Source organism: Pseudonocardia hierapolitana (assembly GCF_007994075.1).
Lineage (GTDB): Bacteria > Actinomycetota > Actinomycetes > Mycobacteriales > Pseudonocardiaceae > Pseudonocardia > Pseudonocardia hierapolitana.
The window spans coordinates 7,894,083-7,920,054 of record NZ_VIWU01000001.1; the positions used below are offsets into that span (position 1 = coordinate 7,894,083).

28 protein-coding genes are annotated in these 25,972 nt (G+C 74.8%); 14 read left to right on the forward strand and 14 right to left on the reverse strand.

The annotated features are described in order from the left end of the window. The first annotated feature begins 43 nt into the window (after positions 1-43). Positions 44-928, forward strand: a complete 885-nt coding sequence (locus FHX44_RS37155; protein ID WP_147260030.1) for a PAC2 family protein — start codon at positions 44-46, stop codon at positions 926-928. After that, on the forward strand, positions 925-2,055 hold the full coding sequence (locus FHX44_RS37160; protein ID WP_147261780.1) for an MFS transporter: 1,131 nt from the start codon (positions 925-927) through the stop codon (positions 2,053-2,055). The genes FHX44_RS37155 and FHX44_RS37160 overlap by 4 nt, the downstream gene beginning before the upstream one ends. A gap of 13 nt (positions 2,056-2,068) precedes the next feature. Here the strand turns inward: FHX44_RS37160 and FHX44_RS37165 are convergent, their stop codons facing one another. Genes FHX44_RS37165 through FHX44_RS37180 form a run of 4 tightly spaced genes read right to left on the reverse strand, consistent with a single transcriptional unit; the run spans position 2,069 to position 4,864 of the window. Continuing rightward, positions 2,069-3,256 (reverse strand): PP2C family protein-serine/threonine phosphatase, encoded by a 1,188-nt coding sequence (locus FHX44_RS37165; RefSeq protein ID WP_147260031.1) that lies wholly within the window; start codon positions 3,254-3,256, stop codon positions 2,069-2,071. Further along, on the reverse strand, positions 3,253-4,056 hold the full coding sequence (locus tag FHX44_RS37170) for an alpha/beta fold hydrolase (RefSeq protein WP_147260032.1): 804 nt from the start codon (positions 4,054-4,056) through the stop codon (positions 3,253-3,255). The genes FHX44_RS37165 and FHX44_RS37170 overlap by 4 nt, the downstream gene beginning before the upstream one ends. Before the next feature lie 44 nt (positions 4,057-4,100). Continuing rightward, positions 4,101-4,502 (reverse strand): pilus assembly protein CpaE, encoded by a 402-nt coding sequence (locus FHX44_RS37175; protein ID WP_147260033.1) that lies wholly within the window; start codon positions 4,500-4,502, stop codon positions 4,101-4,103. Then, positions 4,499-4,864 (reverse strand): DUF2237 family protein, encoded by a 366-nt coding sequence (locus FHX44_RS37180; protein ID WP_147260034.1) that lies wholly within the window; start codon positions 4,862-4,864, stop codon positions 4,499-4,501. The genes FHX44_RS37175 and FHX44_RS37180 overlap by 4 nt, the downstream gene beginning before the upstream one ends. Positions 4,865-4,899: 35 nt before the next feature. On the opposite strand from FHX44_RS37180, the gene FHX44_RS37185 reads away from it, so the two are divergent. Beyond that, complete coding sequence (locus tag FHX44_RS37185; protein ID WP_170308690.1) at positions 4,900-5,064, forward strand: hypothetical protein; 165 nt, start codon at positions 4,900-4,902, stop codon at positions 5,062-5,064. Positions 5,065-5,252: 188 nt separating this feature from the next. Here FHX44_RS37185 and mshC read toward each other — a convergent pair whose 3' ends face one another. Continuing rightward, a complete protein-coding gene (gene mshC / locus FHX44_RS37190) occupies positions 5,253-6,491 on the reverse strand; it encodes a cysteine--1-D-myo-inosityl 2-amino-2-deoxy-alpha-D-glucopyranoside ligase (protein WP_147260036.1) in 1,239 nt (412 codons plus the stop codon). Positions 6,492-6,558: 67 nt separating this feature from the next. On the opposite strand from mshC, the gene FHX44_RS37195 reads away from it, so the two are divergent. Continuing rightward, complete coding sequence (locus tag FHX44_RS37195; protein ID WP_147260037.1) at positions 6,559-7,131, forward strand: TetR/AcrR family transcriptional regulator; 573 nt, start codon at positions 6,559-6,561, stop codon at positions 7,129-7,131. Next, complete coding sequence (locus FHX44_RS37200; protein ID WP_147260038.1) at positions 7,128-8,306, forward strand: FAD-dependent oxidoreductase; 1,179 nt, start codon at positions 7,128-7,130, stop codon at positions 8,304-8,306. The genes FHX44_RS37195 and FHX44_RS37200 overlap by 4 nt, the downstream gene beginning before the upstream one ends. Positions 8,307-8,315: 9 nt before the next feature. On the opposite strand, the gene FHX44_RS42475 is transcribed toward FHX44_RS37200, so the two are convergent. Continuing rightward, positions 8,316-8,486 (reverse strand): hypothetical protein, encoded by a 171-nt coding sequence (locus tag FHX44_RS42475; RefSeq protein ID WP_170308691.1) that lies wholly within the window; start codon positions 8,484-8,486, stop codon positions 8,316-8,318. 83 nt (positions 8,487-8,569) lie between these two features. On the opposite strand from FHX44_RS42475, the gene FHX44_RS37205 reads away from it, so the two are divergent. From FHX44_RS37205 to FHX44_RS42480, 5 genes are read left to right on the forward strand one after another with little or no spacing between them, the layout of a single operon-like run. Continuing rightward, complete coding sequence (locus FHX44_RS37205; protein WP_212612822.1) at positions 8,570-9,466, forward strand: N-acetylglucosamine kinase; 897 nt, start codon at positions 8,570-8,572, stop codon at positions 9,464-9,466. A 32-nt stretch (positions 9,467-9,498) separates the two neighbouring features. Beyond that, positions 9,499-10,524 carry an SIS domain-containing protein gene (locus FHX44_RS37210; protein WP_147261782.1) on the forward strand — a complete coding sequence of 342 codons (1,026 nt, stop codon included), beginning with the start codon at positions 9,499-9,501 and terminating at the stop codon, positions 10,522-10,524. After that, positions 10,521-11,678 carry an N-acetylglucosamine-6-phosphate deacetylase gene (locus FHX44_RS37215; protein WP_147260039.1) on the forward strand — a complete coding sequence of 386 codons (1,158 nt, stop codon included), beginning with the start codon at positions 10,521-10,523 and terminating at the stop codon, positions 11,676-11,678. Before FHX44_RS37210 ends, FHX44_RS37215 begins: the two co-directional genes overlap by 4 nt. 29 nt (positions 11,679-11,707) lie before the next feature. After that, on the forward strand, positions 11,708-12,034 hold the full coding sequence (locus tag FHX44_RS37220; RefSeq protein WP_147260040.1) for a YciI family protein: 327 nt from the start codon (positions 11,708-11,710) through the stop codon (positions 12,032-12,034). A gap of 55 nt (positions 12,035-12,089) precedes the next feature. Then, the gene (locus tag FHX44_RS42480; protein WP_170309196.1) at positions 12,090-12,254 is read left to right on the forward strand and encodes a hypothetical protein; all 165 of its coding nucleotides are present in this window, start codon (positions 12,090-12,092) and stop codon (positions 12,252-12,254) included. Here the strand turns inward: FHX44_RS42480 and FHX44_RS37225 are convergent. From FHX44_RS37225 to FHX44_RS37235, 3 genes are read right to left on the reverse strand one after another with little or no spacing between them, the layout of a single operon-like run. Further along, entirely contained in the window at positions 12,230-14,182 is a 1,953-nt protein-coding gene (locus tag FHX44_RS37225; protein ID WP_147260041.1) for a vWA domain-containing protein, read from the reverse strand. The two genes, FHX44_RS42480 and FHX44_RS37225, sit on opposite strands and share 25 nt — an antisense overlap. A gap of 2 nt (positions 14,183-14,184) precedes the next feature. After that, positions 14,185-15,399, reverse strand: coding sequence for an RCC1 domain-containing protein (locus FHX44_RS37230; protein ID WP_147260042.1), 1,215 nt, complete (start codon positions 15,397-15,399; stop codon positions 14,185-14,187). A 60-nt stretch (positions 15,400-15,459) separates the two neighbouring features. Continuing rightward, on the reverse strand, positions 15,460-16,848 hold the full coding sequence (locus tag FHX44_RS37235) for an ATP-binding protein (protein ID WP_425469169.1): 1,389 nt from the start codon (positions 16,846-16,848) through the stop codon (positions 15,460-15,462). 136 nt (positions 16,849-16,984) lie between these two features. On the opposite strand from FHX44_RS37235, the gene FHX44_RS37240 reads away from it, so the two are divergent. Continuing rightward, positions 16,985-17,968 (forward strand): zinc-binding dehydrogenase, encoded by a 984-nt coding sequence (locus FHX44_RS37240; RefSeq protein WP_147260044.1) that lies wholly within the window; start codon positions 16,985-16,987, stop codon positions 17,966-17,968. Between the two features lie 57 nt (positions 17,969-18,025). After that, the gene (locus tag FHX44_RS37245) at positions 18,026-19,348 is read left to right on the forward strand and encodes an MFS transporter (protein ID WP_170309197.1); all 1,323 of its coding nucleotides are present in this window, start codon (positions 18,026-18,028) and stop codon (positions 19,346-19,348) included. A gap of 3 nt (positions 19,349-19,351) precedes the next feature. Here the strand turns inward: FHX44_RS37245 and FHX44_RS37250 are convergent, their stop codons facing one another. After that, positions 19,352-20,170: an FAD:protein FMN transferase gene (locus FHX44_RS37250; protein ID WP_170309198.1), complete on the reverse strand. Its 819-nt coding sequence runs from the start codon at positions 20,168-20,170 to the stop codon at positions 19,352-19,354. 157 nt (positions 20,171-20,327) lie between these two features. Between FHX44_RS37250 and FHX44_RS37255 the strand changes: the two genes are divergently transcribed. Next, positions 20,328-21,371 carry a fatty acid desaturase family protein gene (locus FHX44_RS37255; RefSeq protein WP_147260047.1) on the forward strand — a complete coding sequence of 348 codons (1,044 nt, stop codon included), beginning with the start codon at positions 20,328-20,330 and terminating at the stop codon, positions 21,369-21,371. A gap of 5 nt (positions 21,372-21,376) precedes the next feature. Here the strand turns inward: FHX44_RS37255 and FHX44_RS37260 are convergent, their stop codons facing one another. Genes FHX44_RS37260 through FHX44_RS43960 form a run of 3 tightly spaced genes read right to left on the reverse strand, consistent with a single transcriptional unit; the run spans position 21,377 to position 23,418 of the window. Beyond that, on the reverse strand, positions 21,377-22,276 hold the full coding sequence (locus tag FHX44_RS37260; protein ID WP_147260048.1) for a M56 family metallopeptidase: 900 nt from the start codon (positions 22,274-22,276) through the stop codon (positions 21,377-21,379). 21 nt (positions 22,277-22,297) lie between these two features. After that, positions 22,298-22,648 carry a BlaI/MecI/CopY family transcriptional regulator gene (locus FHX44_RS37265; RefSeq protein WP_212612823.1) on the reverse strand — a complete coding sequence of 117 codons (351 nt, stop codon included), beginning with the start codon at positions 22,646-22,648 and terminating at the stop codon, positions 22,298-22,300. 29 nt (positions 22,649-22,677) lie between these two features. Then, positions 22,678-23,418 carry a L,D-transpeptidase gene (locus tag FHX44_RS43960; protein WP_281287935.1) on the reverse strand — a complete coding sequence of 247 codons (741 nt, stop codon included), beginning with the start codon at positions 23,416-23,418 and terminating at the stop codon, positions 22,678-22,680. 139 nt (positions 23,419-23,557) lie between these two features. Between FHX44_RS43960 and FHX44_RS37275 the strand changes: the two genes are divergently transcribed. Beyond that, positions 23,558-25,042, forward strand: coding sequence for an MFS transporter (locus tag FHX44_RS37275; protein WP_147260050.1), 1,485 nt, complete (start codon positions 23,558-23,560; stop codon positions 25,040-25,042). A 70-nt stretch (positions 25,043-25,112) separates the two neighbouring features. Here the strand turns inward: FHX44_RS37275 and FHX44_RS37280 are convergent, their stop codons facing one another. Beyond that, positions 25,113-25,952, reverse strand: a complete 840-nt coding sequence (locus tag FHX44_RS37280; RefSeq protein ID WP_147260051.1) for an LLM class F420-dependent oxidoreductase — start codon at positions 25,950-25,952, stop codon at positions 25,113-25,115. Positions 25,953-25,972 lie beyond the last annotated feature (20 nt).

Here is a 25,972-nt window from a genome sequence, read left to right on the forward strand (position 1 = left end):
GGATACACCGGTGGGGGCGCGGCCCGGGCCGTAGGCTGGACCGATGACCGATCGCGATCCACGAACCGGAGCGTCGGGCGGCCCGCCGCGTCTCGTCGAGCCGGTGATGATCGCCGCCTTCGAGGGGTGGAACGACGCAGGGGAGGCCGCCAGCACCGCACTGGAGCACCTCGAGCTCAGCTGGGACGCCACGCCGCTGGCCTCGATCGACCCCGAGGAGTACTACGACTTCCAGGTCACGCGCCCGCACGTACGCCTCACCGACGGGGTGACCCGCAAGATCGAGTGGCAGACCACCCGCCTGTCGGTGGCCAAGCTGCCGGGCACCGAGAGGCACGTCGTGCTCGTCAACGGGATCGAGCCGAACCTGCGCTGGCGCAGCTTCTGCCGCGAGCTCCTCGATTACGTCGACAAGCTCGGCGTGACGAAGGTCATCACTCTCGGGGCGCTGCTCACCGATACCCCGCACACCCGCCCGACCCCGGTCAGCGGCATCTCCTACGACAAGTCCTCCGCGGGCGAGCTGCGGGTGGAGCCGTCGAGCTACCAGGGACCCACGGGCATCGTCGGCGTCTTCCAGAACGCGTGCGTCGAGGCCGGGATCCCGGCGGTGTCGTTCTGGGCGTCCGTGCCGCACTACGTCTCGCAGGCCCGCGTGCCGAAGGCCGCCGTCGCGCTGCTGCACCGCGTGGAGGAGGTCCTCGACGTCGAGGTGCCGCTCGGAGGGCTGCCGGAGCAGGCCGAGGAGTGGGAGCGCACCGTCTCGGAGATGGCCGAGGCCGACGACGAGGTGCGCGAGTACGTGCGCCAGCTCGAGGAGCAGGCCGAGGCCGAGGGCGACGCGCTGCCCGAGGCCGACGGGGACGCGATCGCCGCCGACTTCGAGCGGTACCTGCGCCGGCGCGGCACGGGGGGCTCGGGCAACTGACCCCGGCGCTCGCCCGGGCCGGCCTCTACGCAGGAGCCTTCCTCGGGCCGTTCGGGGCGGGGATCACCGTCGCGATGCTGCCCGAGCTCGGCTCGTCGTACGGCGTGTCGCCCGGGACGGCGTCGCTGTCGGTCACGGCCTACTTCCTGCCGTTCGCCGCCGTGATGCTCTTCTCGGGCACCCTCGGCGAACGCTGGGGGCGGCGGCGCACGGTCGTCGTCGGCTACGCCGGTTACGTGCTCGCGTCGCTGGCGTGCGTCCTGGCCTCGACGTTCGCGCTGTTCCTCGCGGCGAGGGCGCTGCAGGGCGTGGCCAACGCGTTCACCACACCGCTGTTGCTGTCCGCCCTCGGGGCGGCCGCGCCCGGCAACCGGCTCGGCCGCGCCCTCGGCTGGTTCGGCTCGTTGCAGGCGGCGGGGCAGACGTCCGCCCCGCTGCTCGGCGGCATCGCCGCGGAGGTCGACTGGCGGTTCGCGTTCGGCGGGGTCGCGGTGGTGGCCGCGGCGCTCGCCCTGTTGGGCATACCGGCGGAGAAGGCCGACGACGGTGCGCGGCGGGAACGCCTCGCCACCGCGCTGCGCGCCGCACTGCGGCCCGAGGTGCTGCGCATCGGCGCTACCGCCGCGCTCGGTTGGGGGTGCCTCACCGGGCTCAGCTTCATGGTCGCGCTGCGCCTGGAGGAGGGGTTCGGGATCGGTGCCGGGCCACGCGGGCTCGTCCTCACCGCCGCCGGGATCGCCGGGCTGCTCACCGCCCCGCTCATCGGCGGCCGCGTCGACCGGATCGGGCGCCGCCGCAGCGTGCTCATCGGCGCCGGATGCGGCGCCCTCGTCGTCGTGGGGGTCGGGACGCTGCCCGGCGTCTGGATGGTCGCGCTCGCGTGGGCGGCAGGCGGGGTGGCCACGCAGCTGCTGCTCGTCGGCGTCAACGCGCTCGTGCTGGGCTCGGCGCGCAACCGCGGCGGCTCGGTGTCGGTGGTGCAGTCACTGCGGTTCGGCGGGGCCGCCCTGAGCCCGGTGGCGTTCACCCCGCTCTACCACGCCGATCCGGTCGCAGGCTTCCTCGTTCCGGCGGCTCTGCTGGCCCTGGCGGTGCCGGCCGTGCTCCCGCGGGAGCACCGGGCCTGAGCCCACCGGGTCCTCACCATCCCGTGGGCAGCCCGACGGCGAGCACGGCGGTGTCGTCGTCCACCTGGTCCGCCGACTCGACCAGGAGTGCGCGCACCGCTTCCACGACGACGGGGGCGGCGGCGGGCGCGAGCGATCCTGCGAACGCGCGCAGCGCGGCCTCCTCGTAGCGGTTGCGGGTGCCGTCGACGCGCATCTCGGTGAGGCCGTCCGTGTAGAGCAGCAGGGTGTCGCCCGGCGCGAGATCGGCCGTCGCGGCGACGAACTGCGGGTCGGGCAGCACACCGACCAGCTGCCCGCCGTTGGTGTGCAGGTAGTCGGCCGTGCCGTCCGCGCGCAGCAGCAGTGCAGGCGGGTGGCCGCCGCTGGCGAGATCGGCGCGGTACCCCGACGGGGTCGGGGTGAGCCGCCCGACGATCACCGTGCAGAAGCGGGCGTCGCCGGGGGCGTACTCCTGTTTGAGCACGGTGTCGAGGGTGCGCAGCACGGCGGCCGGCTCGGGGTCGTGCACGGCGGCGGCGCGCACCGTGTACCGGGCCAGCGATGTCACCGCCGCCGCGCCGGCGCCCTTGCCGCAGACGTCGCCGAGCACGAGCCCCCACCGGTCGTCCGGCAGGGGGAACAGGTCGTAGAAATCGCCCGTGACCTCGTAGCTCGACGCGGCGTTGTAGTGCGCCGCGACCTCCATCCCCGGCACCGTGGGGAGGACCGGCGGCAGCAGGCTGCGCTGCAGCGCAGCGGCGAGCCGGCGCACCTCGTCCCGCTCCCGGTCGGCCTCCTGGCGCGCTCGCAGCAGCTCCTGCTCGTACGCGCGCCGGTCACGGGCGTCGAACACCGCGGCTCGGACCTGCCTCGGCCGCCCGTCCGCGCCTGCGGCGAGCGCGCACGTGACCAGCACCGGCAGCCGTCCGCCGCTCGCGGTCCGCAGCTCGAGGGCGATCCCGCCGACCTCGCCCTGCATCCGCAGCAACGGGAACAGGTGGGTCTCGCAGTAGATCCGTCCGCCCACGGTGAGCAGGTCGGGGAAGCGCAACACGCCCACGACCTGCTCACGGTCGTAGCCGAGCCACCGCAGCAGCGTGGTGTTGATCCGGGTGATCTGCCCCTCCGGAGTGGTCGACAGGTAGCCGCAAGGGGCGTGCTCGTACAGGTCCTCCGCGGTCTCCTCGGGGACCGCAGGCGGAGAGGCCGGGCCCGTCACCGCAGCTCGGCGGCGAACTCCGCGATCGCCGCGCCGGTGGCCTCGGGCGCGCTCAGCTGCGGGCAGTGCCCGGTGGCGTCCAAGGTGACCAGCCGGCTGCCGCCCACGGCGGCGTGGACGTACGCGCCCACCTCCGGTGGGGCGATCACGTCCTGCCGGCATTCCACGACGAGCGTCGGCACGGCGACGGCGGCGAGGTCGGCCCGGTTGTCCGACAGGAAGGTGGCGCGAGCGAAGACGCGCGCGATGGCCGGGTCGGTTCGGCAGAAGCTGTTGGTGAGCTCCTCCCCCAGCTCCGGGCGATCCGGGTTGCCCATGATGACCGGTGCCATCGCCGCCGACCAGCCCAGGTAGTTGCTCTCCAGCGAGTCGAGCAGCTCCTCGATGTCCGCCTCGCTGAACCCGCCCCGGTAGTCCTCGTCGTCGATGTAGCGCGGCGACGGCGTCAGCAGCACCAGCCCGGCGAAACGCGCGGGCTCCCGGTTCACGGCGAGCACGGCGATCATCGCGCTCACCGAGTGCCCGACGAGCACGGCGTCGTGCAGGTCGAGCTCGGCGCAGATCTCCAGCACGTCCTCGGCGTACCCGTCGAGGGCGGCGTAGCGCTCCTCGCGCCACGCGGACAGGTCCGAGCGGCCCGCTCCGACGTGGTCGAAGAGCACGACCCGGAAGTCACGGGCCAGCCGCGGCACGACGAGGCGCCACAGGTTCTGGTCGCACCCGAACCCGTGGGCGAGCACAACGGCGCGTCCCTCCGGGCGGCCGGTGACGACGACGTTGTTCCTGCTCCGCACGTCCACCGGCGCATCCTGCCACCGGGGACGCGGACCTGCCGTCCCTGCCGTCACTCCCCGAGGACCGACAGGAGGGCGCGGGCGTAGGCCCGTTCGGCATCCAGGTCGACGTGTCGCTCCTCGGTGCCGTCCCGCCCCTCGATCGCGACCGCGAAGCCGTCTCCGATCGGCTCGAGGCGCCGGAACCGGGGGCCGAGCGCCTCACGCAGCTGACCCTCGCGGGGCAGCCAGACCACCGCCTCCTGCGGCACGCTGTCCAGCGCCCACTCCGTGGTGCCGTTGAAGCGGATCAGCGGGCCGGTGGGCGCCTGGTGGACGTCGATCGTCAGCTCGCTGACCACGAACACCTCGGCGTCCATCTCCCGGCCGGGGATGACGAACCGGTCCCCCGAGGCGGGCGACCATCCCAGCCCGGCCGCGCGCAGGCGCAGCGCCAGCTCGACAGAGATCATGTCGCCTGCACGGCGTGCGCGCGGAGGTCGTCGAGGTCCACCCAGTCCAGGGTGCGGGCGTGCGTGGCCTCCAGCACCACGGGCGGCGCGACCCCGGCGGCGAGCGCCTCCACCCATCGGTCGGCGCACACGCACCACCGGTCCCCCGGCCGCAGGCCGGCGAAGCCGTACTCGGGCCGCGGGGTGGACAGATCGTTCCCCCGCTCGACGCTGAACTCCAGGAACTCGGCGGTGACCTGCGCGCAGACCGTGTGCACCCCCGCGTCCTCGCCGCCGGTGTCGCAGCAGCCGGTGCGGTAGAAGCCGGTCATCGGGTCGGTGCCGCAGGTCTGCAGCTCACCGCCCAGGACGTTGCGCGCCATGTGCCTCACCCAACCAGAACGGGTAGCCCGCGCGCATGACCGAGCCGACCGAGACGCAGCCCGACCCCGAGCCGCCGCCCGGCACGCCCGACCTGGACGTCGACCTGCCCGCCGACGAGGGCGGCGACGACCAGCCGGGCAACGTGCCCGCGGACGACGACGTCGACCCGGACGCCGGAGCCATGGAGCCGCCCGACTGATCTGGTGAGCGGGGCCCGCGTCGCTAGGAGCGCCCGGAACAACTCCGACCTACTGCGCGGCGTCCAGGCGGCGCCCTCGCCGCGTTGGACGATCGCACCGATACAACAGCGGTATCGGCCCGATCGTCCGCCTTGCGATGGCACCACCTGGACGCCGCTCGCTACGGCCGGAGTTGTTCAGGACCCTCCTAGAGCGCCACTCCGAGGAGCGCGTCGACCGCGTCACGGGCGAGGGCCGGGGCGCTCTCGTCGCGCCCGCGACGCTCCAGCGCCTCCCCCGCCCACGCGTCGACGGCGGCGAGCGCGGCGGGCGAGTCGAGGTCGTCGGCGAGGTGCGTGCGCAGCCGGGTCACCAGGTCGTGCGCGGGCGGGGCTGCGGGAAGCGCCACGGCGGCGCGCCAGCGGTCGAGCCGCGCCTCGGCGGTGGCGAGCAGGTCGGCGGTCCACGCGCGGTCGGTGCGGTAGTGGCCGGCGAGCAGCGCGAGCCGCACGGCGTTGGGGTCGACGTCCTCGGCGCGCAGCTTGGAGACGAACACGAGGTTGCCGCGTGACTTCGACATCTTCTCGCCGTCGAGGCCGATCATGCCGGCGTGCACGTAGTGCCGGGCGAACGGGTGCACGCCGGTGAACGCCTCGGCATGCGCCGCGCCGAACTCGTGGTGCGGGAAGACCAGGTCGGACCCGCCCCCGTTCAGGTCGATCTGGTTGCCGAGCCGGTTGAGCGCGATCGCGGTGCACTCGACGTGCCAGCCAGGCCGGCCCGCGCCGAGGTCGGACTCCCAGTGCGGCTCGCCCGGCCGTGCCATGCGCCACAGCAGGGCGTCGGCCGGGTGTCGCTTGCCGGGGCGGTCCGGGTCGCCGCCGCGCTCCCGGGACAGCTCGATCATCGTGGCCTCGTCGTAGTTCGACTCGTAGCCGAAGTGGCCGCTCGCGTCCGAGTCGAAGTAGACGTCGGGGTACTCCGGATCGGGCACCCGGTACGCCGCGCCTGCCGCGAGCAGCTTGCCCACCAGCTCCGCGATCTCCCCCATCGCCTCGACCGCGCCGACGTACTGCCGCGGCGGCAGCACGCGCAGCGCCTCCATGTCCTCCCGGAACAGCGCCGTCTCGCGCATGCCGAGCACCACCCAGTCGTCGTGGTCGCGGGCGGCGCGCTCGAGCAGCGGGTCGTCGATGTCAGTGACGTTCTGCACGTAGTGCACGTCGTGGCCGAGGTCCCGCCACACGCGGTGGACCAGGTCGAACGCGAGGTAGGTGGCGGCGTGGCCGAGGTGGGTGGCGTCGTAGGGGGTGATGCCGCAGACGTACATGGTGGCCGTGCTCCCCGGCGCCGTGGGGCGGATCCGGGCGGATGCGGTGTCGTGCAACCGGAGCGGCGGACCCCCGCCTTGGAGCCGCGGGACTTCGACGGATGCCCAGGTCTGCATAGCAACAACCTACGTGATGCTATCTTTTGGGCAATCGCCCAAGGCGACTGCCCAAAGGAGGATCCGCATGGCCGGGACCGCGGCGAGCCGGGGGCGCGAAGTGCGACGTCGGCTGGTGCAGGCGGCACGTGACCTCGTGCCCGAGCGCGGGTGGACGGCCGTGAGCACGCGCACGGTCGCCGAGCGCGCGGGCGTCGCACCGGGACTCGTGCACTACCACTTCTCCTCCCTGCAGGCGCTGCTCGCCGAGGCGGCCGTGGGCGCGCTGCGCGACATGGTCGGCGGCGCCGGGATGCTGGTGCAGCGGGCCGGCACCCCCGGCGAGCTCGTCGACCTGCTCACGGCCGAGGTGGAGCGCTACACCGGCACCGACCCGGCTTCCCTGCTGGCCGTCGAGACGTACCTGGCGGCCACCCGGGACCCGGACCTGCGCCGGCAGCTCACCGCCGTCCTCGACGAGTTCCGGGCCCGGCTCGCCGACCGGTTGCGCGAGCACGGCGTGCCCGACCCGGATGCGACGGCGGCCGTGCTGGCCGCGGTGATCGACGGGGTGCTGCTGCACCGGGCACTGACCCCGCTGCCCGCCGGAACGGTCGCACCCGTCCTGCGCCGGATCGTCGAGAGGGGGCAACAGGGATGAAGGTCGTGATCTGCGGTGCGGGGATCTCCGGGCTCGCGCTGGCACACCGGATGCACGCCCACGGCTGGGACGTCGTGGTGCTGGAGCGGACGCCCGGGCCGCGCAGCCAGGGCTACATGATCGACTTCTTCGGGCCGGGGTTCGACGCGGCCGAGGCGATGGGCCTCCTGCCGGGGCTGCGCGAGCGCGCCCACCAGATCGACGAGGCCAGCTACGTCGACGCCGCGGGGCGCACCACCGCCCACCTCACCTTCGCCCGGTTCGCCGCCGCCGAACGGGGGCGCCTGCTGAGCCTGTTGCGGTCCGACCTGGAGGCGGAGCTGCGCGCACAGCTCCCCGACGGGGTGGAGCTGCGGTACGGCGCAGGCGTCGCGGAGGTGCGCGACGAGCCCGGCGGGGTGAGCGTCGGCGTCACCGACGGCACGCGGCTGGTCGCCGACCTCCTCGTCGGCGCGGACGGGGTCCACTCCACCGTGCGACGGCTGGTCTTCGGCGAGGAGCGGCGGTTCCTGCGCTACCTCGGCTTCCACACGTCGGCCTTCCAGTTCCACGACCCGGTCGTGGAGGAGGCCACCCGCCACCGGGTCTGCCTGACCGACACGCCGCGGCGCCAGATGGGGATCTACGGGCTCGGCGCCGGCCGGGTCGCGACGTTCACCGTGCACCGCACGGCCGACCCCACGCTGCCGGCGGACGCGCGGTCCGCGGTCCAGGAGGCGTACCGCTCCCTCGGGTGGCTGGTGCCCCGCGCGCTCGCCGCCTGCCCGCCGTCGTCCGAGGTCTTCTACGACCAGGTCGCGCAGATCGAGATGCCGCGGTGGAGCCGCGGGCGGGTGGCGCTGCTGGGCGACGCGTGCGCCGCGGTGTCCCTGCTCGCGGGCCAGGGTGCCTCGCTCGGCCTCGGCGGCGCGTACGTCCTCGCCGAGGAGCTGGCCGCCGCCCCGACGGTCGAGGCGGGCCTGGAGCGGTACGAGCGCACCTGGCGCCCGGTCACCGCCGACCGGCAGGAGGCGGGCAGGCGGGCGGCGCGCTGGTTCCTGCCGGCCTCGCAGCGGCAGGTCCGGCTGCGCAGGGTCGCTCTGAAGCTCGGCCGCCTCCCCGGGCTGGACCGCGCGCTCGTCAGGGCCGTCGCGGGCGATCCGACGCCGGTGGTGGCCCGGCTGGCTGCTCGATAGCGCCCGTCGTCAGGCCCACCACTCGTGCGGGAGCTTTGCCTCGATATCGCGCACGTGCCGGCGGGCGCAGGCCGGGCACAGCCAGTGCTCGCGGCCGTCGGGGTCGCGTTCGCGGGCCCAGGCGATGGCGCTCGCCGCGTCGGGATCGCGAGCGGTACCGCAGTGCCGGCAGGTGTGCACGCGCACAGCATGCCGACTTGCCCACGGCCCTGCCGCGTGACAACCTGAGTCAAGTCATCTAGACCAAACGTCTACTTGTGAGGGTGCGCGTGCGGACCGTCATCGGGGTCGACATCGGCGGCTCCAAGACGCACGGGATCCGCGCGGTCGACGGCGAGCCGGTGACCGAGGCGGTGGCGGGCAGCGCCAACGTCGCCGCGGTGGGCGTCCCGGAGGCCGGCCGCCAGCTGGAGGCCCTGTTCGCCCAGCTGGGCACGCACGGGGTCGAAGCCGTGTGCGCCGGGGCTGCGGGCGCCGACGGCACCGAGTCGATCGGCGCCATCACGCGCCTCATCACCGGCCTCGTTCCGGGGGCGCAGGTCAGCGTGGTGCACGACGCGCGGCTCGTGCTCGCGGCAGAGGGCCTGGACGCGGGCGTCTCCCTGATCGCCGGCACCGGCTCGGTGGCGTGGGGCAGGCGCGTCGACGGCACGGAGGCCCGGGCGGGCGGATGGGGTCACCTGCTCGGCGACGAGGGCAGCGGCTACCGGGTGGCGATCGACGCCGTGCGGCACGCCCTGGACCGGATGGACGCCGGCGAGCCTGCCGACCGGCTCACCGGCGCGCTGCTCTCCCGTTGTGGCCTCGCCGACCGCACCGAGCTGATCGACTTCGTCTACGTCCGCAAGGACCGTCGGTACTGGGCGGAGCGGGCCGCCGTCGTCACCGAGCTCGCCGCGCAGGGCGACCCGGCCGCCGCCGTGATCGTCGACGCCGCCGCCGACGCCCTCGCCGCGCTCGCCGCACGGGTGCTCGGCCGGCTGGGCCTGGCCGGCCCCGTGGTGCTCGGCGGCGGCTTCGCCGTTCACCAGCCGCTGCTGCAGCGGGCCGTCTGCGAGCGGCTGGTCGGCACCGAGGTGCGCGTTCTCACCCATGCCCCGGCCGTCGGTGCGGTGCGACTGGCGGCCGCTCTCCCCCGTCCCGAGATGGAGAAGCTGTGACTTCCGCGCTGACGTCCCGTCCGGGCCGCCTGATGGCCGCGGAGATCCGCGAGCAGCCCGCCATCTGGCGCAACCTGCTCGCCCACGGCGGCGCGGCCGGAATCGACGCCGCCGCCGAGATGATCCGCGCCCGGCGCCCCCGGGCGGTGTTGTTCGTCGCGCGCGGCACGAGCGACCACGCCGCGCTCTACGCCAAGTACCTCGTGGAGATCCGGCACGGGCTGCCTGCCGGCCTCGTGTCGCCGTCGACGATGACGGCCTACGGCGCGCGGCCGGACCTGCGCGACGTCCTGATGATCGGCGTGAGCCAGTCGGGCGGCTCGCCGGACCTCGTGCGCTCGCTCGCGGTGGCCGGGGAGCAGGGTGCGCTCACCGTCGCCGTCACCAACGACGTGTCCTCGGCGCTGGCGCGGACCGCGCACGCGCACGTCGACGTGCTGGCGGGCCCGGAGCGCTCGGTGGCGGCCACCAAGTCCTACACGGCGCAGCTGCTCGCGCTGTACCTGCTGCTGGAGCGGGTGCGCGACGTCGACGGCCGGGTGGCCGCGGCTCCCCTGCCGGATCTCGGCGACGCGCTGCTCGCCCGCGCCGACGAGATCGTCGCGCTCGCGCAGCGCTACCGGTTCGCGCAGCGCATGCTCACCACGGCACGCGGCTACTCCTACCCCACCGCCCGCGAGGCCGCGCTGAAGCTGATGGAGACCTCCTACGTGTCGGCGCAGGCGTTCTCCGGCGCCGACCTGCTCCACGGCCCGCTCGCCCTGGTCGACCCGCAGGTGCCGGTGCTCGCCGTGGTGGCCTCGGGCGTCGGCGGCGCGGCGATGGGCGACGTGCTGCCCCGGCTCGCGGAGCGCAGCGCCGACGTGTGCTGCGTGGGGCATCCGGCCGCGGTCGCCGATGCGGCGGTCGGCTTCACGCTGCCGGATGGGGCACCCGAGGAGCTGTCCCCGCTGCTGGAGATCCTGCCGTTCCAGCTGCTCGCGCTGCACGTGTCGGTCGGGCGCGGCGGCGACCCGGACGCCCCGCGGGGGCTGTCCAAGGTCACGGAGACCCTGTGATCCTCACGGCCGCCACGCTCGTCGCCGACGGCCTACCGGTCGGCCCCGGCTGGGTGGAGGTCTCGGGCGACCGGATCGTGGCGACCGGGGCGGGAACCCCTGCCGCGCCGCCCGAGGTCGATCTCGGCGACGGCGTGCTCGTGCCCGGGTTCGTCGACATGCACGTGCACGGCGGCGCCGGTGCCGCCTTCCCCGACGGCGACGCGGACGCCGCCCTGCGGGCGGTGGCGTTCCACCGCGCGCACGGCACCACCAGCACGGTCGCGAGCCTGGTGGCCGCCGGGCCCGACGAGCTGCTGAAGACCGTCGACACGCTCGCCGACCTGGTGGCCGACGGGGAGCTCGCCGGCGTGCACCTGGAGGGCCCGTGGCTCGCCGCGGGCCGCTGCGGCGCGCACGACCCGCGCCAGCTGCGCGACCCCGACCCGGGCGAGCTGGACCGCCTGCTGCGGGCCGGGGACGGCGCCGTCCGGATGGTCACGCTCGCGCCGGAGCGGGCGGGCGGACTGGACGCGGTACGCCGGATCGTCGACGCGGGGGCGGTCGCCGCGCTCGGGCACACCGACGCGAGCTACGCGCTCACCCGCGATGCGATCGACGCCGGGGCGAGCGTCGGCACGCACCTGTTCAACGCGATGGCGCCGGTGCACCACCGCGAGCCCGGCCCGGCCGTCGCGCTGCTGGAGGACGACCGCGTGACGGTCGAGCTCGTGACCGACGGCCTGCACGTGCACCCGGCGCTGTGGGAGCACGTCGTCCGCAGCGCAGGCACGGGGCGCGTGGCGGCCGTGACCGACGCGATGGCCGCCGCCGGCATGCCGGACGGCGAGTACCACCTCGGCGCGATGCGCGTGACGGTGTCCGACGGCGTGGCCCGGCTCGCCGCGGGAAGCGACGGTCGCGCGGGTGCCATCGCCGGCAGCACGGCCACCACCGACGCCCTCTTCGCGAAGGTCGTGCGGCACGCGGCAGTGCCGCGGGAGGACGCCCTGCGCCGCGCTGTCGCGCTGACGGCCACCACCCCGGCCCGCGCCCTCGGTCTCGCCGATGTCGGCACGATCGCCCCGGGCGGGCGCGCCGACCTGGTGGTGCTCGGCCCCGAGCTGCGGCTCCGCGAGGTCTACCGCGCCGGCGTGCGCGTCACGCCTACCTGAGCCGCAACCGGCGCGGGCATGCTGGGCTCATGACGAGCACGAGCCACTTCCTCCTCCGGCTCATCCCACCTCGCCCGACCTTCGCGGCGGACATGACCGAGGCGGAGGCCGCGGTGATGGCCGAGCACGCCGCGTACTGGATCGGACACATGGACCGGGGCACGGTCGTCGCCTTCGGCCCGGTTGCGGATCCGACCGGGTTCTGGGGTCTCGCCGTGCTCGAGACCGCGTCGCGTGACGTCGCCGAACGCCTGGCGGCCGAGGACCCCGCGATCACCTCGGGAACGATGGCGCGCGTCGAGATCCACCCCATGCCGCAGGCGATGGTGCGCCCGCACGCAGGCCAGGACACCTGACGTCCGGGTCGTCGCTCACCGGCTGATCCGCAAGCGCGCTGCTAGCGTTTCCCGCATGCACCCGATCGTCGAGTCGAAACGGGCGGAGATCGCCGCGCTCTGCCGCGAGCTCGGTGTGCGCCGGCTCGACGTGTTCGGCTCCGCGGTGAGCGACGACTTCGACGTCGAGCGCAGCGATGCTGAGTGCCGTCGAGCTCAGCGCTTGCGACTGCGGATGTAGTCGGAGACCACCTCGGCGCCGAGACCGTCCAGGGTCGGGGCCACCACCCGCCCGCTGCAGCGCCGCGCCACGTCGTCCACGAACATCGCCAGGCGCGGGTCGTCGCCGAGCATGAAGAAGGTGATCGACGGCCGCAGCACGGTGATCGTGTCCAGCGCGCCGATCGTGGCCCGCAGCGTCTCCGGGCTCGGCGGCCAGTCGAACACCGACAAGCCGTCCGGTTCCAGGTGCGCGGTGGGCTCGCCGTCGGTGACCACGAGGACGACGGGCTGGGCGTCGGGGTTGCGGCGCAGGTGATCGCCTGCCAGCAGCAGCGCGTGGTGCAGGTTGGTGCCCTGCTCCCACACCCCCTCCAGGCCGACCAGCTCGCCGAGCTCCACCGACCGCGCGTACCTGCCGAACGTGATCAGCTTCAGGTCGTCGCCGCGGAACCGGGTGGAGATCAGCTGGTGCAGCGCCAGCGCCGTGCGCTTCATCGGCACCCAGCGCCCGTCCTGCACCATCGACCACGAGGTGTCGACGAGCAGGGCCACCGCGGCGCGGGAGCGCTGCTCGGTCTCCACGATCTCCACGTCGGTGACGTCGAGCGGCCGGTCGTCGCCGCCCGCCCGGCGCAGCTGGGCGTTGAGCAGCGTGCGCGGCACGCTCCACGCCTCGGTGTCGCCGAACGCCCACGGCCGCGTGGCGCCCGTGGCCTCACCGGCGGGACCGGACCTGCGGTCCTCCCGCTCGCCGCGGCGCGCGCCGATCTTGTCGACGACGTCGCGCAGCGCCGACTCCCCGAGGCGCCGCAGCGCCTTCGGCGACAGCTGCAGCGACCCGTCCGGGGCCCGCTCGAACAGGCCCTGGCGCTCCAGCTCGCGCTGCAGCTCGGCCAGCGCGCGGGCGTCGACACGGGCCTGGTCGCCGAGGTGCTCGCCGAGCGCGTCGAGGTCGATGTCCTCCATCCGCGCGCCCGGGTAGCTCTGCGACAGCTGCTCGGCCAGCGCGTCGAGCTGCCCGAGCTGCTCCATCGCGCGGGTGGCCTCGCCCATGCCGAGCGGGTTGTCGCCGCGGAACCGGCCCTGGCCCTCCCAGTCCTCGCCGGGGCGCAGGCCCTGCAGCTGGGCGTCCAGCTGGGAGAGCGCCTGGGCGAGGCGCGGGTCGCCGAAGGCCTGCTGCGCGAGCTCCGTCAGCTCGGCCCGCTGCTCGGCCGACATCGAGTTGAGCATCCGCTGGGCCGCCGCGGCCCGCTGGGCGAGCAGGTCGACCAGTTCCTCGGTGTTCTGCGGGTTCTCCGGGAAGAACTCGCCGTGCTGCTGCATGAACTGCTCGAACTGCTGCTGCGTGTCCCGCCCCTGCGCGTGGTTCGCGAGCAGGTCGTTGAGGTCGTCGAGCATCTGCCGGATCCGCTCGACGTCCTCCGGCGTGGCGTTCTCCATCGCCTGCTTCATGCCCTGGAAGCGCTGGTCCAGCATCTCGCGGCCGAGCAGGTCGCGGATCTCCTCGTAGGCCTCCCGTGCGTCGCTCGACTGCCAGTCGTACTCGTTCAGTTCCCGCACCGCACCGCCCGTGTCGGACGGCAGCGCGTCGAGCTGCATCTCCCGGAACCGGGCGTCGTCGGTGTCCTGGCGGCCCAGGACGTCGCGCTCGGCGTCGAGGGCCCGTTGCAGCAGCTCGCGGACCTCCTGCAGCGTGCCGTCGAGGCGGTTCTCCCGCTGCAGGCGGCTGCGGCGCTGCCAGACCTCGCGGGTCAGCTCGTCCAGGCCGCGCCGCTCGCGGGTGCCGCGTCGCAGCAGCTCCTGCAGCGCAGAGCGCGGGGACGAACCCTCCATCACGTCGCGGCCGATCTCGTCGAGCGCGGCGCGGATGTCGACGGGTGGCGCGAGCGGGTCGGGCCCGTCGACGTACGGGCCGTACCGCAGCCACCGGTCTTGCCTTCTTGCCATGATTACAACGCTACGCCCGGCGAGCCGATCAGCGCATGGCTTCCGGAGACGGCCAGGACGGGCCCGGGCAACGGGATCCGCACGGGGGCGAGCGCGGCGCCTGCGCTGTACCGGCCGATGGCGGCGCCGGACCCCCACGCCCAGAGCGCGCCGTCGACGTCGACGGCGAAGCCGGACAGCCCGCTCGTTCCGATCCAGCGGGCCGGGGGCAGGCCTGCGACCCGAGCGGGGACCGCCGCGATGTGGTCCTCTGCGCGCCCGTCGCCGAGTGCCCCGGACACCCCGCGGCCCCACGCCCACACGGCACCGTGCCGGTCGCGCGCGTACGCGACGTCGCCGCCGCCGGCGACCTGCTCGACGTCCACCAGCCCGGGCACGGCGACCGGGCGGCCGGTCTGCCCACCGGTCGGCGTCACGCCGAGCAGGCCGTGGACGTTGTTGCCCCACGCGCAGACGCTGCCGTCGCCCCGCGCGGCCACCACCGCGCCGCCGGCGAGCGCGAGCGAGACGACGCCGGAGATGTCGGGGACGGTCCGCGGCGCGGTGCCGTCCCGGTCGCCCAGCACGGCGGTGAGATTCGTCCCCCATCCGGCGACCGTGCCGTCGGTGCGCAGCGCGAGGGCGGTGAGGTCGCCGTCGGCGATGGTGTGCACGTCCGCCAGGCCCTCGATCGGGACCGGCGAGGCCACGTGGTCACGACGGGTGTCGAGCACACCGGCGTGGGCGATCAGCCCGTCACCCCAGGCCAGCACCGTCCCGTCGGCCCGCACCACCAGCGCCGCGGAGCCGACGACGTGCACGGAGCGGGCGTCGGTGATCCCGGGGACGGGCTGCGGCACGGCGACGGCGTGCCTGCCGAGGTCGCCGTCGCCGAGGCTCCCGTGGTGCCCGAGCCCGTAGGCCTCCACGGTGCCGCCGGCGCGGACCGCGTACGTGGTGTGACCGGTGCTCGCGAGCGACACGACGTCCGTCCAGCCGGGCACGGCCTCCGGCGCGTCGGCCCCGATCTCCGGTACGGCGGCGTCCGCGACCCGGAAGTGCGGCTTCCACGCGTACACCGTGCCGGAGACCGGCTCGGCCTGCGCTGGAGTCCCCGGCACGTCCCGGCAGGATGGGGCCGCGAGCACCGCGCGGTCGGCGGCGGAGCACCCGGTGAGGCCGAGGAGGGTGGTCAGCCCGGCGGCGACCGCGGCGGTGAGACGGCGAGCAGGAGGCACGGCGGGAGTCTGCCCCGCCGTGCCATGCCCGCGGATCCGTAGTTCCCCGGAGGGGGTGCGTCAGCCGTAGCTGACGATGTCGCCGTCGTCGGAGGTGTCCTTGGCCAGCCGGCGGGTCAGGTACAGCAGCTCCAGCGCGAGCTCCGCGGCACTGGCCATCGGGCCCGGGTCCTCGGTGCCGGCCGCGTCGAGGCGCTTGGCCACCTCGGTGAGCTCGTCGACGGCCGGCAGCGCTGCCACCACCTCGACCGCGGGCACCCGCTCGCCGGTGCGCACCGGCGCCTCGGCCACCGCCTCGGCGAGGGGGTTCAGGTCGATGCCGCGGAGCCGGGCGCGGGCGGTGTCGGCGGTGGCGCGGCGCAGCAGGTGCTCGAGGTGTTCCATCTCGCGCCCCTCCTCGCCGGAGGCGAACTCGAGCTTGCCGCGCAGCACCGCGGGCACCGACTCGAGGTCGACGGGCCGGGCGACCGGGCGCTCCTCGCCGGTGATCGCGGCGCGGCGCAGCGCGGCGGCGGCCACCGTCTCGGCGGCGGCCACGGCGAACCGCGCCGAGACACCGGAACCCTGGTCGACCGCGCTGGACTCGCGCAGCGACCGCGTGAACCGCGCGACGACCTCGATCAGGTGCCGCGGGACGTCGGCGACGAGCTCGGCCTCCTGCTGCACGAGGGCGACCTCGTCCGCCAGCTCGAGCGGGTAGTGCGTGCGGACCTCGGCGCCGAACCGGTCCTTGAGCGGGGTGATGATCCGGCCGCGGTTGGTGTAGTCCTCGGGATTGGCGCTCGCCACGAGCAGCACATCGAGGGGCAGCCGCAGCGTGTAGCCGCGGACCTGGATGTCGCGCTCCTCCATGACGTTCAGCAGCGCCACCTGGATGCGCTCGGCCAGGTCGGGCAGCTCGTTGATCGTGACGATGCCGCGGTGGGCGCGCGGCACGAGGCCGTAGTGGATGGTCTCCGGGTCGCCGAGCGAGCGGCCCTCGGCGACCTTGACGGGGTCGACGTCGCCGATCAGGTCGGCGACGGCGGTGTCGGGGGTGGCGAGCTTCTCGGTGTAGCGCTCGTCGCGGTGGCGCCATGCCACCGGCAGGTCGTCGCCCAGCTCGGCGGCGCGCCGCTTGGCGGCGGGGGTGATGGGGTCGTAGGGGTGCTCGCCGATCTCGGAGCCCTCGATGACGGGCGTCCACTCGTCGAGCAGGTTGACCAGGGAGCGCAGCAGGCGGGTCTTGCCCTGCCCGCGCTCGCCGAGCAGTACGACGTCGTGCCCGGCGATCAGCGCGCGCTCCAGCTGCGGGAGCACGGTGGACTCGAACCCGACGATGCCGGGCCATGGGTCGCGCCCCGCGCGGAGGGCGGCGATGAGGTTGGAGCGGATCTCGTCCTTGACGCCACGGAGCTCGTGGCCGGACGCGCGCAGCGCGCCCAGGGTACGGGGGAATCCAGAAGGCACGTAATCAACGTTACGCCCGGCCCCCGGCTGCCCACGCACGTCAGTGAGATCACCGCCACCGTGATTCATTGACCTCGACCTGACTTCAACTCTTAACGTTCCGACGACGAGGTCGGCACCAGCGAGGAGACACGACGTGAAGGCGATCCGGCAGCACGAGTTCGGACCCGCGGAGACGCTGCGCTACGAGGAGGTTCCGGATCCCGTACCCGGTGAGGAGCAGGTCCTGGTCGAGGTCGCCGCGGCGGGCGTGCACCTGGTGGACGCCGCGATCCGCTCCGGCTGGACGGGAGGACCGTTCCCGCAACCGGAACTGCCGATGACGCCCGGCCGCGAGGTGGCCGGCACCGTGGTGGCGACCGGGCCGGGCGCCGATCCGGGCTGGACGGGCAAGCGGGTGGTCGCCCACCTCGGCATGGCGAGCGGCGGCTACGCCTCCCTCGCGGTCGCCGCGCAGACGTCCCTGCACGAGATCCCCGACCCGCTCACGGCGGAGGCCGCCGTCGCCATGATCGGAACGGGGCGCACGGCGGTCGGGATCCTCGACGCGGCCGAGATCGAGGCCGGCGACGTCGTGCTCGTACCGGCCGCGGCGGGCGGGCTCGGGAGCCTGTTCGTGCAGGCCGCTCGCGGAGCCGGGGCGGTGGCCGTCGGCCTTGCCGGCGGGCCGGAGAAGGTGCGTCAGGTGCAGGCGCTCGGCGCCGACATCGCGGTCGACTACCGCGAGCCGGGCTGGCCGGACCGCGTCCGCGCCGCTCTCGACGGGCGCAAGCCCACCGTCCTGCTCGACGGCGTGGGCGGCGAGGTCGGGCGCGCCGGGTTCGAGATGCTGGACACCGGCGGGCGGATCGTGATGTTCGGCTGGACGTCAGGAGAGGTCACGCCGTTCACGAGCACCGACATCGCCGCGCGCTCGCTGTCCGTCGCGTGGGTCACCGGGCCGCGGATGGTGAAGCGCTACGGCGGCCTGCGCGGCCTGGAGACCCGGTCGCTCGCCGAGGCCGCCGCGGGCCGGCTGACGCCGCTGGTGCACCCGCCGTTCCCGCTCGCCGACGCCGCGGCGGCGCACCGGGCCCTCGAGAACCGGGCCACGGCCGGCAAGGTCGTCCTCGTGCCCTGAACCCGCGAATCGGGGCCGAGGGGAATGTTCGCGGCGGCCGCGGGGTTTCCCGTCTACGTGCAGTCTCCCGGGCGGTCTGCCGCCCTGCTCGGTCTCCTGTTCGGACTCGCCGGTATGTCGACGTCGGCGGTCACCGTCGCGCTACCCGAGCTCGCCCAGGATCTCCACGTCAGTGCCGCCACCGCCGCATGGATGGTGAGCGGTTACACGGTGGCGCTGGCCGTCGCCACCCCCGCCCACGGGCGGATCGCGGACATGGTCGGCATCCGGCTACCGCTCGTGCTGGGCATCGGGGCGATGGCGCTCGGCGCACTGGTGTCGGCGCTGGCACCGTCGTTCCCGGTGCTCCTGGTCGCCCGCGTGTTCCAGGGCATCGGTGCGGCCGCCGTCCCGGTGCTCGCCACCGCGCTCATCAGCGCACGGTGGACCGGCGCGGAGCGGGGCGCCGCGCTCGGACGCATCGCCGGTGTGGCCGCCACCCTCGGCTCGCTCGGCCCGCTGGTCGGCGGCGGCCTCGAGGCACTCGGCGGGTGGCGATGGGCCGTGGCGCTGCCCGTGCTCGGCGCCTTCGCGATCGTCCCGCTGTGGCGGGTCTCCCCGGCCCGGGGCACGGGTGAGCGCATCGACGGGATCGGCGCCGTCCTCGTCGCGACCGCCGCCTCCGGGTTGGTGCTGTTGCTCCAGTCACCGTCGGCGGGCGTGATGGCCGGGGCCGTCGGCGCCGCGCTGCTCGTGGCCGGCGCCCCGCTGCTCGCCCTGCGGGTCCGCGCGCGGCCGAACGGGTTCCTGCCTCGCGAGATCGTCACCAACACCACCGTGCTGCGCAGCGCCTTCGCGGCCGGCGCCGTGCCGGCGAGCTGGTTCGCCCTGCTGCTCGGCGTGCCGCTCACGGCGGCGTCGTGGGGCTGGACGCCGTTCGCCACCGGCGCCCTCCTGGTGCCGTCGGCCGTGGTCGGGTTCGTCTCCCCCAGGATCGCCCGCACCCTGCTCGCCCGGCTCGGCCCGCGGCGCTCGATCGCCCTGGCGTGTCCCACGGCGGTGATCGCGCTGCTCGTCGCCGCCGCGGGTGCGCTCGTGCAGGCGCCGGTGCTCCTCGCTCTGGCCGTGGTTCTGGTCAGCGGCGCCTTCGGGGTCGGGCAGCCGGCGATGATCTCCTCGGTGGGCGCGGCGGTCCGCGACGCGCAGCGCGGTGTGGCGCTCGGCATCGCCACGCTGGTGTTCCTCACCGGCGCCAGCGTCGGGGCGGCCCTCGTCGGCGGCCTGGCCGGGGTGATCGGCGTGCCGGCGGCGTTCTGCCTGCTCGTGGTGCTGCCGCTGGCCGGCCTCGGCGCGCTGCTGGTCGGCGGGCCCGACCGGGTGGCCGAGCCCGTTCCCGCCTGACGGTCAGGCCGGAACGGGCCAACGCCCCACGGCGTGCGGTACGCCCTGGGCGTCCACCAGCTGCGCCGGGAGTCCCAGCTCCTCCAGCCACGCGGGTGCACCGGCACCGCGCAGCAGCGCGCCGGTGCACGCCGCGCTCGCGGCGGGCGCGTCGGCCGCGGCCACCGCGACCGACCGCCACACCGGCACGACGGTCCGCCCGGTGGCCGGCACCACGAACGGCTGCAGCCGGTCTGGCCGGCCGGTCTGCACACAGCTCACGGACGAGATCGCGCCGCCGTCGATGGCGACGAGCGCGGTCGACGCGCCGGGCGCATCCCGCAGCTGCACCCGCCACCCGCCGACCGGCGCGAGCCCGGACGTGGCGACGTGGTCGCTGAACGCCACGAGCACGCCGCACGAGGAGGCCTCGGCCACGCGCTCGGCGCACCTCTGGGCGATCAGGGCGAGGGCAGCGGGACCCGGCGCCACGGACCACCCGTCGCGGGCCCGGGTGGCGGCCGTGAACGCCTGCTGCCACGCCGCCGGGGCGGGGCGGTGGACGTCGGCCTCCGCAGGCGTCGCGGTGATCCCGTAGGGGAACGGGCGGGGTGTGGTGTCGCGAGCTCCACCGAGCAGCTCGATGAGCCGCGCGTCGCGCCGCGCCGCGGGTAGCCGCCGATCGACGGACGCCATGATCGCGCCGACGAGGTCCGCCACCTTCAGCCGGGCGTGGTGCATGGCCCACGGGTCGGTGACGACCAGCAGGAACGGCTCGTCCCAGGCCGCCCACGCCGAGCTGACGGTCGCGGTGCGGATACCGGTGTGCAGCGAGATCGTCATCGTGCGCCTCCGGGGGTCGTGCAGGGGGGAACCACACGTTCGCAGACCTTCGCTGTGACGACGCTGTGAGCTGACACCGCGATCGGGGGGCAGCCCCACCGGCGGTCCGGGGGCCCACCGGCTCATCACCGGCGCCGCGGTCGCGCAGGGTCGGAGCATGACCAGCAGCACGATCACCGACGCGTCGGCGCGCCCCGCCGGCAGCGACTTCGCCCGCCTCTCCGCGCGGGTGTCGGCGGCAGGCCTGATGCGCCGCCGCCCCGGCTACTACGTGGCCCGTTCCCTGCTCGTGGGCGCCTTCGCCGCCGCCACCGCCACCGCGTTCGTCCTGCTCGGCGACTCGCCGTGGCAGCTCGCCGTGGCCGCGGCCGCCGCCGTCCTGTACGGCCAGATCGCGCTGCTCGCCCACGACGTGGCGCACCGGCAGGTCTTCCGCACGCGCCGCCCGTCCGCGATCGCGGGCCGCATCCTGGGCAACCTCGGCATCGGCATGTCCTACGGGTGGTGGATGGACAAGCACACCCGTCACCACGCCAACCCCAACCACGAGGGCCTCGACCCGGACGTCGAGCCGGGCGCGCTGGTGTGGACCGGTGAGCAGGCGCGGGCGAGCCGCGGGGTCAACCGGCTGCTCAACCGCCACCAGGCGGTGCTGTTCTTCCCGCTGCTCACCCTCGCGGGCCTCGACCTGCGCCGCGCGAGCCTGCAGGGCCTCCTCGGCGCGAACGGGGCGAAGGTGCGCCGCCGCGGGCTGGAGCTGACACTGCTGGCCGTGCACGCCCTCGGCTACCTGGTGGCGCTCCTCGCCGTGCTGCCGCCCGGCCTTGCGGTGGCGTTCTTCGCCGTGCACCAGGGCCTCTTCGGCGTCTACCTCGGCTCGATCTTCGCCCCCAACCACAAGGGCATGGAGATGCCCACGCAGGCCATGGACTTCCTGCGCAAGCAGGTGCTCACCTCGCGCAACGTGGCGGGCGGACGCCTGACCGACGGGTTGCTCCACGTCGCGATGGGCGGGCTGAACCACCAGATCGAGCACCACCTCTTCCCCAGCATGCCGACGCCGAACCTGCGCCGGTCGCGGACTCTGGTGCGCGAGTTCTGCGCCGAGATCGGGGTGCCCTACCACGAGACCGGGCTCGTGCGGTCGTGGGCGGAATCGCTGGGCCAGCTGCGCGCAGCCAGCACACCGCTGCGCTCCTGACCCGATCAGGAGAACAGGAGCAGGGTGGGGATGGCGACGAGCCCCAGGGCGGCGAGCCGCACAAGGAGCCGTACGGCCGCCGGCAACGGGGCCGGCGGGCGGACGATCCGCAGCAGCCGCCTGTCGAGCGCATCGGTGAAGGAGCTGAGCGCGGCGGCCGGGGCAGCGCCGCCGACCGTGCGCAGCGCACCGGTGAGCTGCTTCGGCGTGACCGCCGCCGAGGCGACGTCGTCGGCGCGCATCTCCACGAGCGCCGCCACCGCCACCTGCGCGCACACCATCCCGCGCACGAACGGGGCGGTCGCCCCCCACGCGACGAACGGCAGCACGACGAGGTCGTGCCGCTCCCGCAGGTGCGCGTGCTCGTGGGCGAGCACGGCCTTCACCGCGGGCGGGTCGAGGGCGTCCAGCACCCCGGCCGAGACCACGAGCCGGGAGCGCAGCCCGGGCAGGCAGTACGCCACGGGCACCGGGTGATCGAGCACATGGGCGTGCGGCACGTCCGGCCACGGCGTGGCGAGCAGGTCGAGCAGGTCGCGGTGCCGCTGCCGGGCCCGCAGCGTGCGCACCATGACCGCGACGAGCACCCCGACGAGCCGCAGCGCCAGCACCAGCGCGGCGACCAGGGCGAGCACGTGGCTGTAGCCGAGATCCGGCAGCCTCCCCGCGGCGAGTGTGCCGGCGGCGTTGCCCAACGCGACGGGGAGCGTGGGGCCGAGCGGCGCGAGGGCGTAGACGATGCCGGAGCCCAGCAGGGCGAGCCCTCCGGCCAGGCCGATCGCCTGCCAGACGAGCAGGGCGCCCACCGGGTCGCGGGCGGGCCAGTGCGCGCGCGCCAGGTAACGACTGACCGGCTCGGCGAGCAGCACGCCGAGCACGAGCAGCAACAGCGCCGCACCTTCCATGGGGACCAGTGTCCCGGACCGTCAGTCGAGCAGGTCGCGCAGTGCGGCGCGTTCGTTCTCCGGGATCGAACCGAGGAAGCGGGCGAGCGCCGCACCGCGGTCGGGAGCGGCGTCGAGGGCGTCGCGCATGAGCTCTGCCACGTGGTCCTCGCGGCTCGCGACGGCGCGGTAGCGGTGGGCGCGGCCCTCCCGCTCGCGCGTGACGAGGCCCTTGCGCTCCAGCCGCCCGAGCACGGTGAGCACCGTGGTGGTGGCGAGGTCACGGCCCGCGAGCGCATCCTGCACATCGCGGGCGGTGACAGGTGCGGTGGCCGACCAGAGGGTCTCCATCACGGCACGTTCCAGCTCACCCAGTGTCGGCACGAACGCCATTCTACTGGAGGTAGAAGCCCGAGCACCACCTAGTGGATCTGCACTTCGTCACCGACCTGCAAGTAGTAGAAGAACGCCTTCGCGTTCTCGTGGTCGAGCTTCACGCAACCGGCGGACGGCGTGTCCTGCGTGCCCTCGTGGAACGCGATGCCCCCGTCGGCGAAGAACACCGAGTACGGCATCTGGGTGAGGTATTCGCGGCTCGTGTACTGCTCGGCCTTCCACTGCACGGCGAAGGTGCCCAGCGGCGTGGGGTCCTCCGCGTCGCCGTGCTGGATCGCGACCGGTCCCCTGACCACCTTGCCGTCGTCGAGCAGCCAGGCCAGCCGCTCGCCCAGCGCGACGCACGCGCGCGCGGCGACCGTGCAGGGGGTGCCGGCCACCATGGACGGCGCAACGGGCGGCGTCGGGTGTGGGGTCGGCTTCGATCCGGCGGGCTGGCTGGGCTCGGGGGGCGGTGCGGCGCGCCGTGGAGTCGACCGGGGGGCGGGAGGCGCCGCGGCGCGCAGCCGTCCCGGCCCCTCGGAGTCGGCGTCCTGCGAGTCGCGGTCGCCGTCGTCGGCGTCCGCCTCCCGGCCGGGCTCGGCGGCGTGCGTGCGCTCCACGGGCCTGGCGGGGCCGGCCACGGGCGTGGTCGCCGGCAGGTCGGGAGCCGCCGGCTGCGGGTTCGCCTGCGCATACCCCAGCCCCAGCAGCCCGGTGGCGACGACCGCCGCCAGCGCGCCCACCGCCACACGGGCGACCGGTGGCCGCCGCGCGCTTCTTCCCATCTCGCCTCCCGGATTCCTGCACCGTCAACGACCGGGCCCCACAGAGGTGACGGGCTGTCACCCGTCGTGCACGAGGAGTTGCCCGAACCGCGGTCGTGGCGGTCACGAACGTGGTCTGCCGGGCCGTAAGCTGCGGCGCATGGCGGCGGGGGAACTGCGGATGGGCACTGCGGCGGGGCGGTGGGTCCTCGCCACCACCGTGCTCGGATCCGGGCTCGCGATGATCGACGGCACGGTCGTGAACGTGGCGCTCGAGCGCATCGGCACGGATCTCGGCGCGGGGTTCACCGGCCTGCAGTGGACCGTGAACGCCTACACGCTCACCCTCGCCGCCCTGATCCTCTTCGGTGGCTCGCTCGGCGACCACCTCGGCCGCAGGCGCGTGTTCGTCATCGGGGTCGCCTGGTTCGCACTGGCGTCACTGGCCTGCGGGCTGGCCCCGGACATCGGCACCCTGATCGCGGCGCGTGCCCTGCAGGGCGTGGGCGGCGCCCTGCTCACGCCGGGCAGCCTCGCGATCATCTCCGCCTCGTTCCACGGGCCGGACCGCGCCGCGGCGGTGGGCGCGTGGTCCGGGCTCGGCGGTATCGCAGGTGCCGTGGGGCCGTTCCTGGGCGGCTGGCTCGTCGAGTGGAGCTGGCGGGCGGTGTTCCTGATCAACATCCCGCTCGCCGCGCTGATCATCGTCATCGCGCTGCGGCACGTGCCGGAGAGCCGCGACCCGGAGTCCGCGCCGGGGCTGGACCTCACCGGCACGGTGCTCGCCGTGGTCGGGCTCGGCGGGCTGACCTACGGCCTCACCGGGCTCGGCGAGGGCGGCACCGGACCCGTCCCGCTGGTGGCGGTCGCCGTCGGGGTGCTGGCGCTGGTGGCGTTCGTGCTGGTCGAGCGGCGCTCCCCGCACCCGCTGGTGCCACCCACCCTCTTCCGGAACCGGACGTTCAGCGCCGCCAACGTCGCCACCGTGCTCATCTACGGCGCGATGGGCGCGGTGTTCCTGCTGCTGGTGCTGCAGCTGCAGACCGTGGCCGGGTACCCGCCGGTCGCCGCGGGGGCGGCCCTGCTGCCGGTCACGGCCCTCATGCTGGCGTTCTCCGCGCGGGCGGGTGCCCTCGCCGGCCGCATCGGGCCCCGGCTGCCGCTGACCCTGGGTCCGCTGGTGAGCGCGGCGGGGTTGCTCCTGCTCCTGCGGGTGGACGCCACGACGTCGTGGCTCACGGACCTGCTGCCCGCGATGCTCGTGTTCGGCGCAGGCCTGACACTCACGGTCGCCCCGCTCACCGCCACCGTGCTCGACTCCGCCCCGGACCGGTACGCGGGCGCGGCCTCCGGCGTGAACAACGCGGTTGCCAGGGCCGCGGGCCTCCTCGCCGTCGCCGTCGTGCCCGGGCTCGCCGGCATCGCGGGCGACGACTACACCGACCCGGTCGCCTTCGACGCCGGCTTCCGGATCGCGATGGTGATCGGTGCCGGCCTCATGGTGGCGGCGGCCCTGGCGGCGTTCACGCTGATCCGCAAGCCGTCCCTGGGGGAGGCGCCGGCCCCGGACGGCATCCGCGTGGAGGAGTGCCTGCACTGCCCGATGACGGGCCCACCGCTGCACCCCACCGGCACCCCGCGGTAGCGCCCCCGCATCCGACGAACGGCGCGCTCGTCGGATGGGTACCGACGAGCGCGTCGTTCGTCGGAACTGCTCAGCGGAGGCCGAGCGCCGTCGAGAGCTCGCGCAGGGCGGGCAGCGGGTCGGCGCCCTCGGCGGTGAGCACCTGAACGCACACGTGGTCGGCGCCCTCGTCGAGATGGGCGGTCAGGCGCCCGGCGACCGTCTCGGCGTCGCCGTGGGCGACGAGGGCGTCGACGAGCGCGTCGCTGCCGCCGTCGTCCAGGTCCGCCTCGCTCCAGCCGAGCCGCAGCAGGTTCGACCGGTAGTTGACCAGGTGCAGGTACGGCTGGTCGACGACCGGGCGGCCGATCGCACGGGCGCGCTCGCCGTCGGTGTCGAGCACGACCTTCTGCTCAGGGGCGAGCAGGACGCCCTCGCCGAGGATCTCCCGCGCCTCCCGGGTGTGCTCCGGGCTGGTGAGGTAGGGGTGCGCGCCCGCCGTGCGGTCGGCGGCGAGCCGCAGCGCCTTCGGCCCGAGCGCGGCGAGCGCCCTGCCCGCCACCGGGACCTCGGCCTCGTCGAGCTCGTCGAGGTAGTCGACCATCGTGGCGTAGGGGCTGCGGTACGTGCTCGTGTGCTCGGGGTGCCCGATCCCGACGCCGAGCAGGAACCGGTCCGGGTGCTTCGCCGCGATCCGGTGGTAGGACGCCGCCGCCTCCTCGGCCGGGGTCTTCCACATGTTCACGATGCCGGTGGCGATCACGATGCGCTCTGTGGCGTCGAGCATCGACTCGGCGAGCGCGAGATCCCCGGCCGGCGAGCCGCCGATCCAGATGGCGCCGTATCCGAGCGCCTCGGCCTCCACCGCGAACTCGGGGCTGAGCCCCCACTGCCCTCGCCAGATCCCGTACCGGCCCACATCGATCGTCATGTCCTGCGCCAACGCGCGCG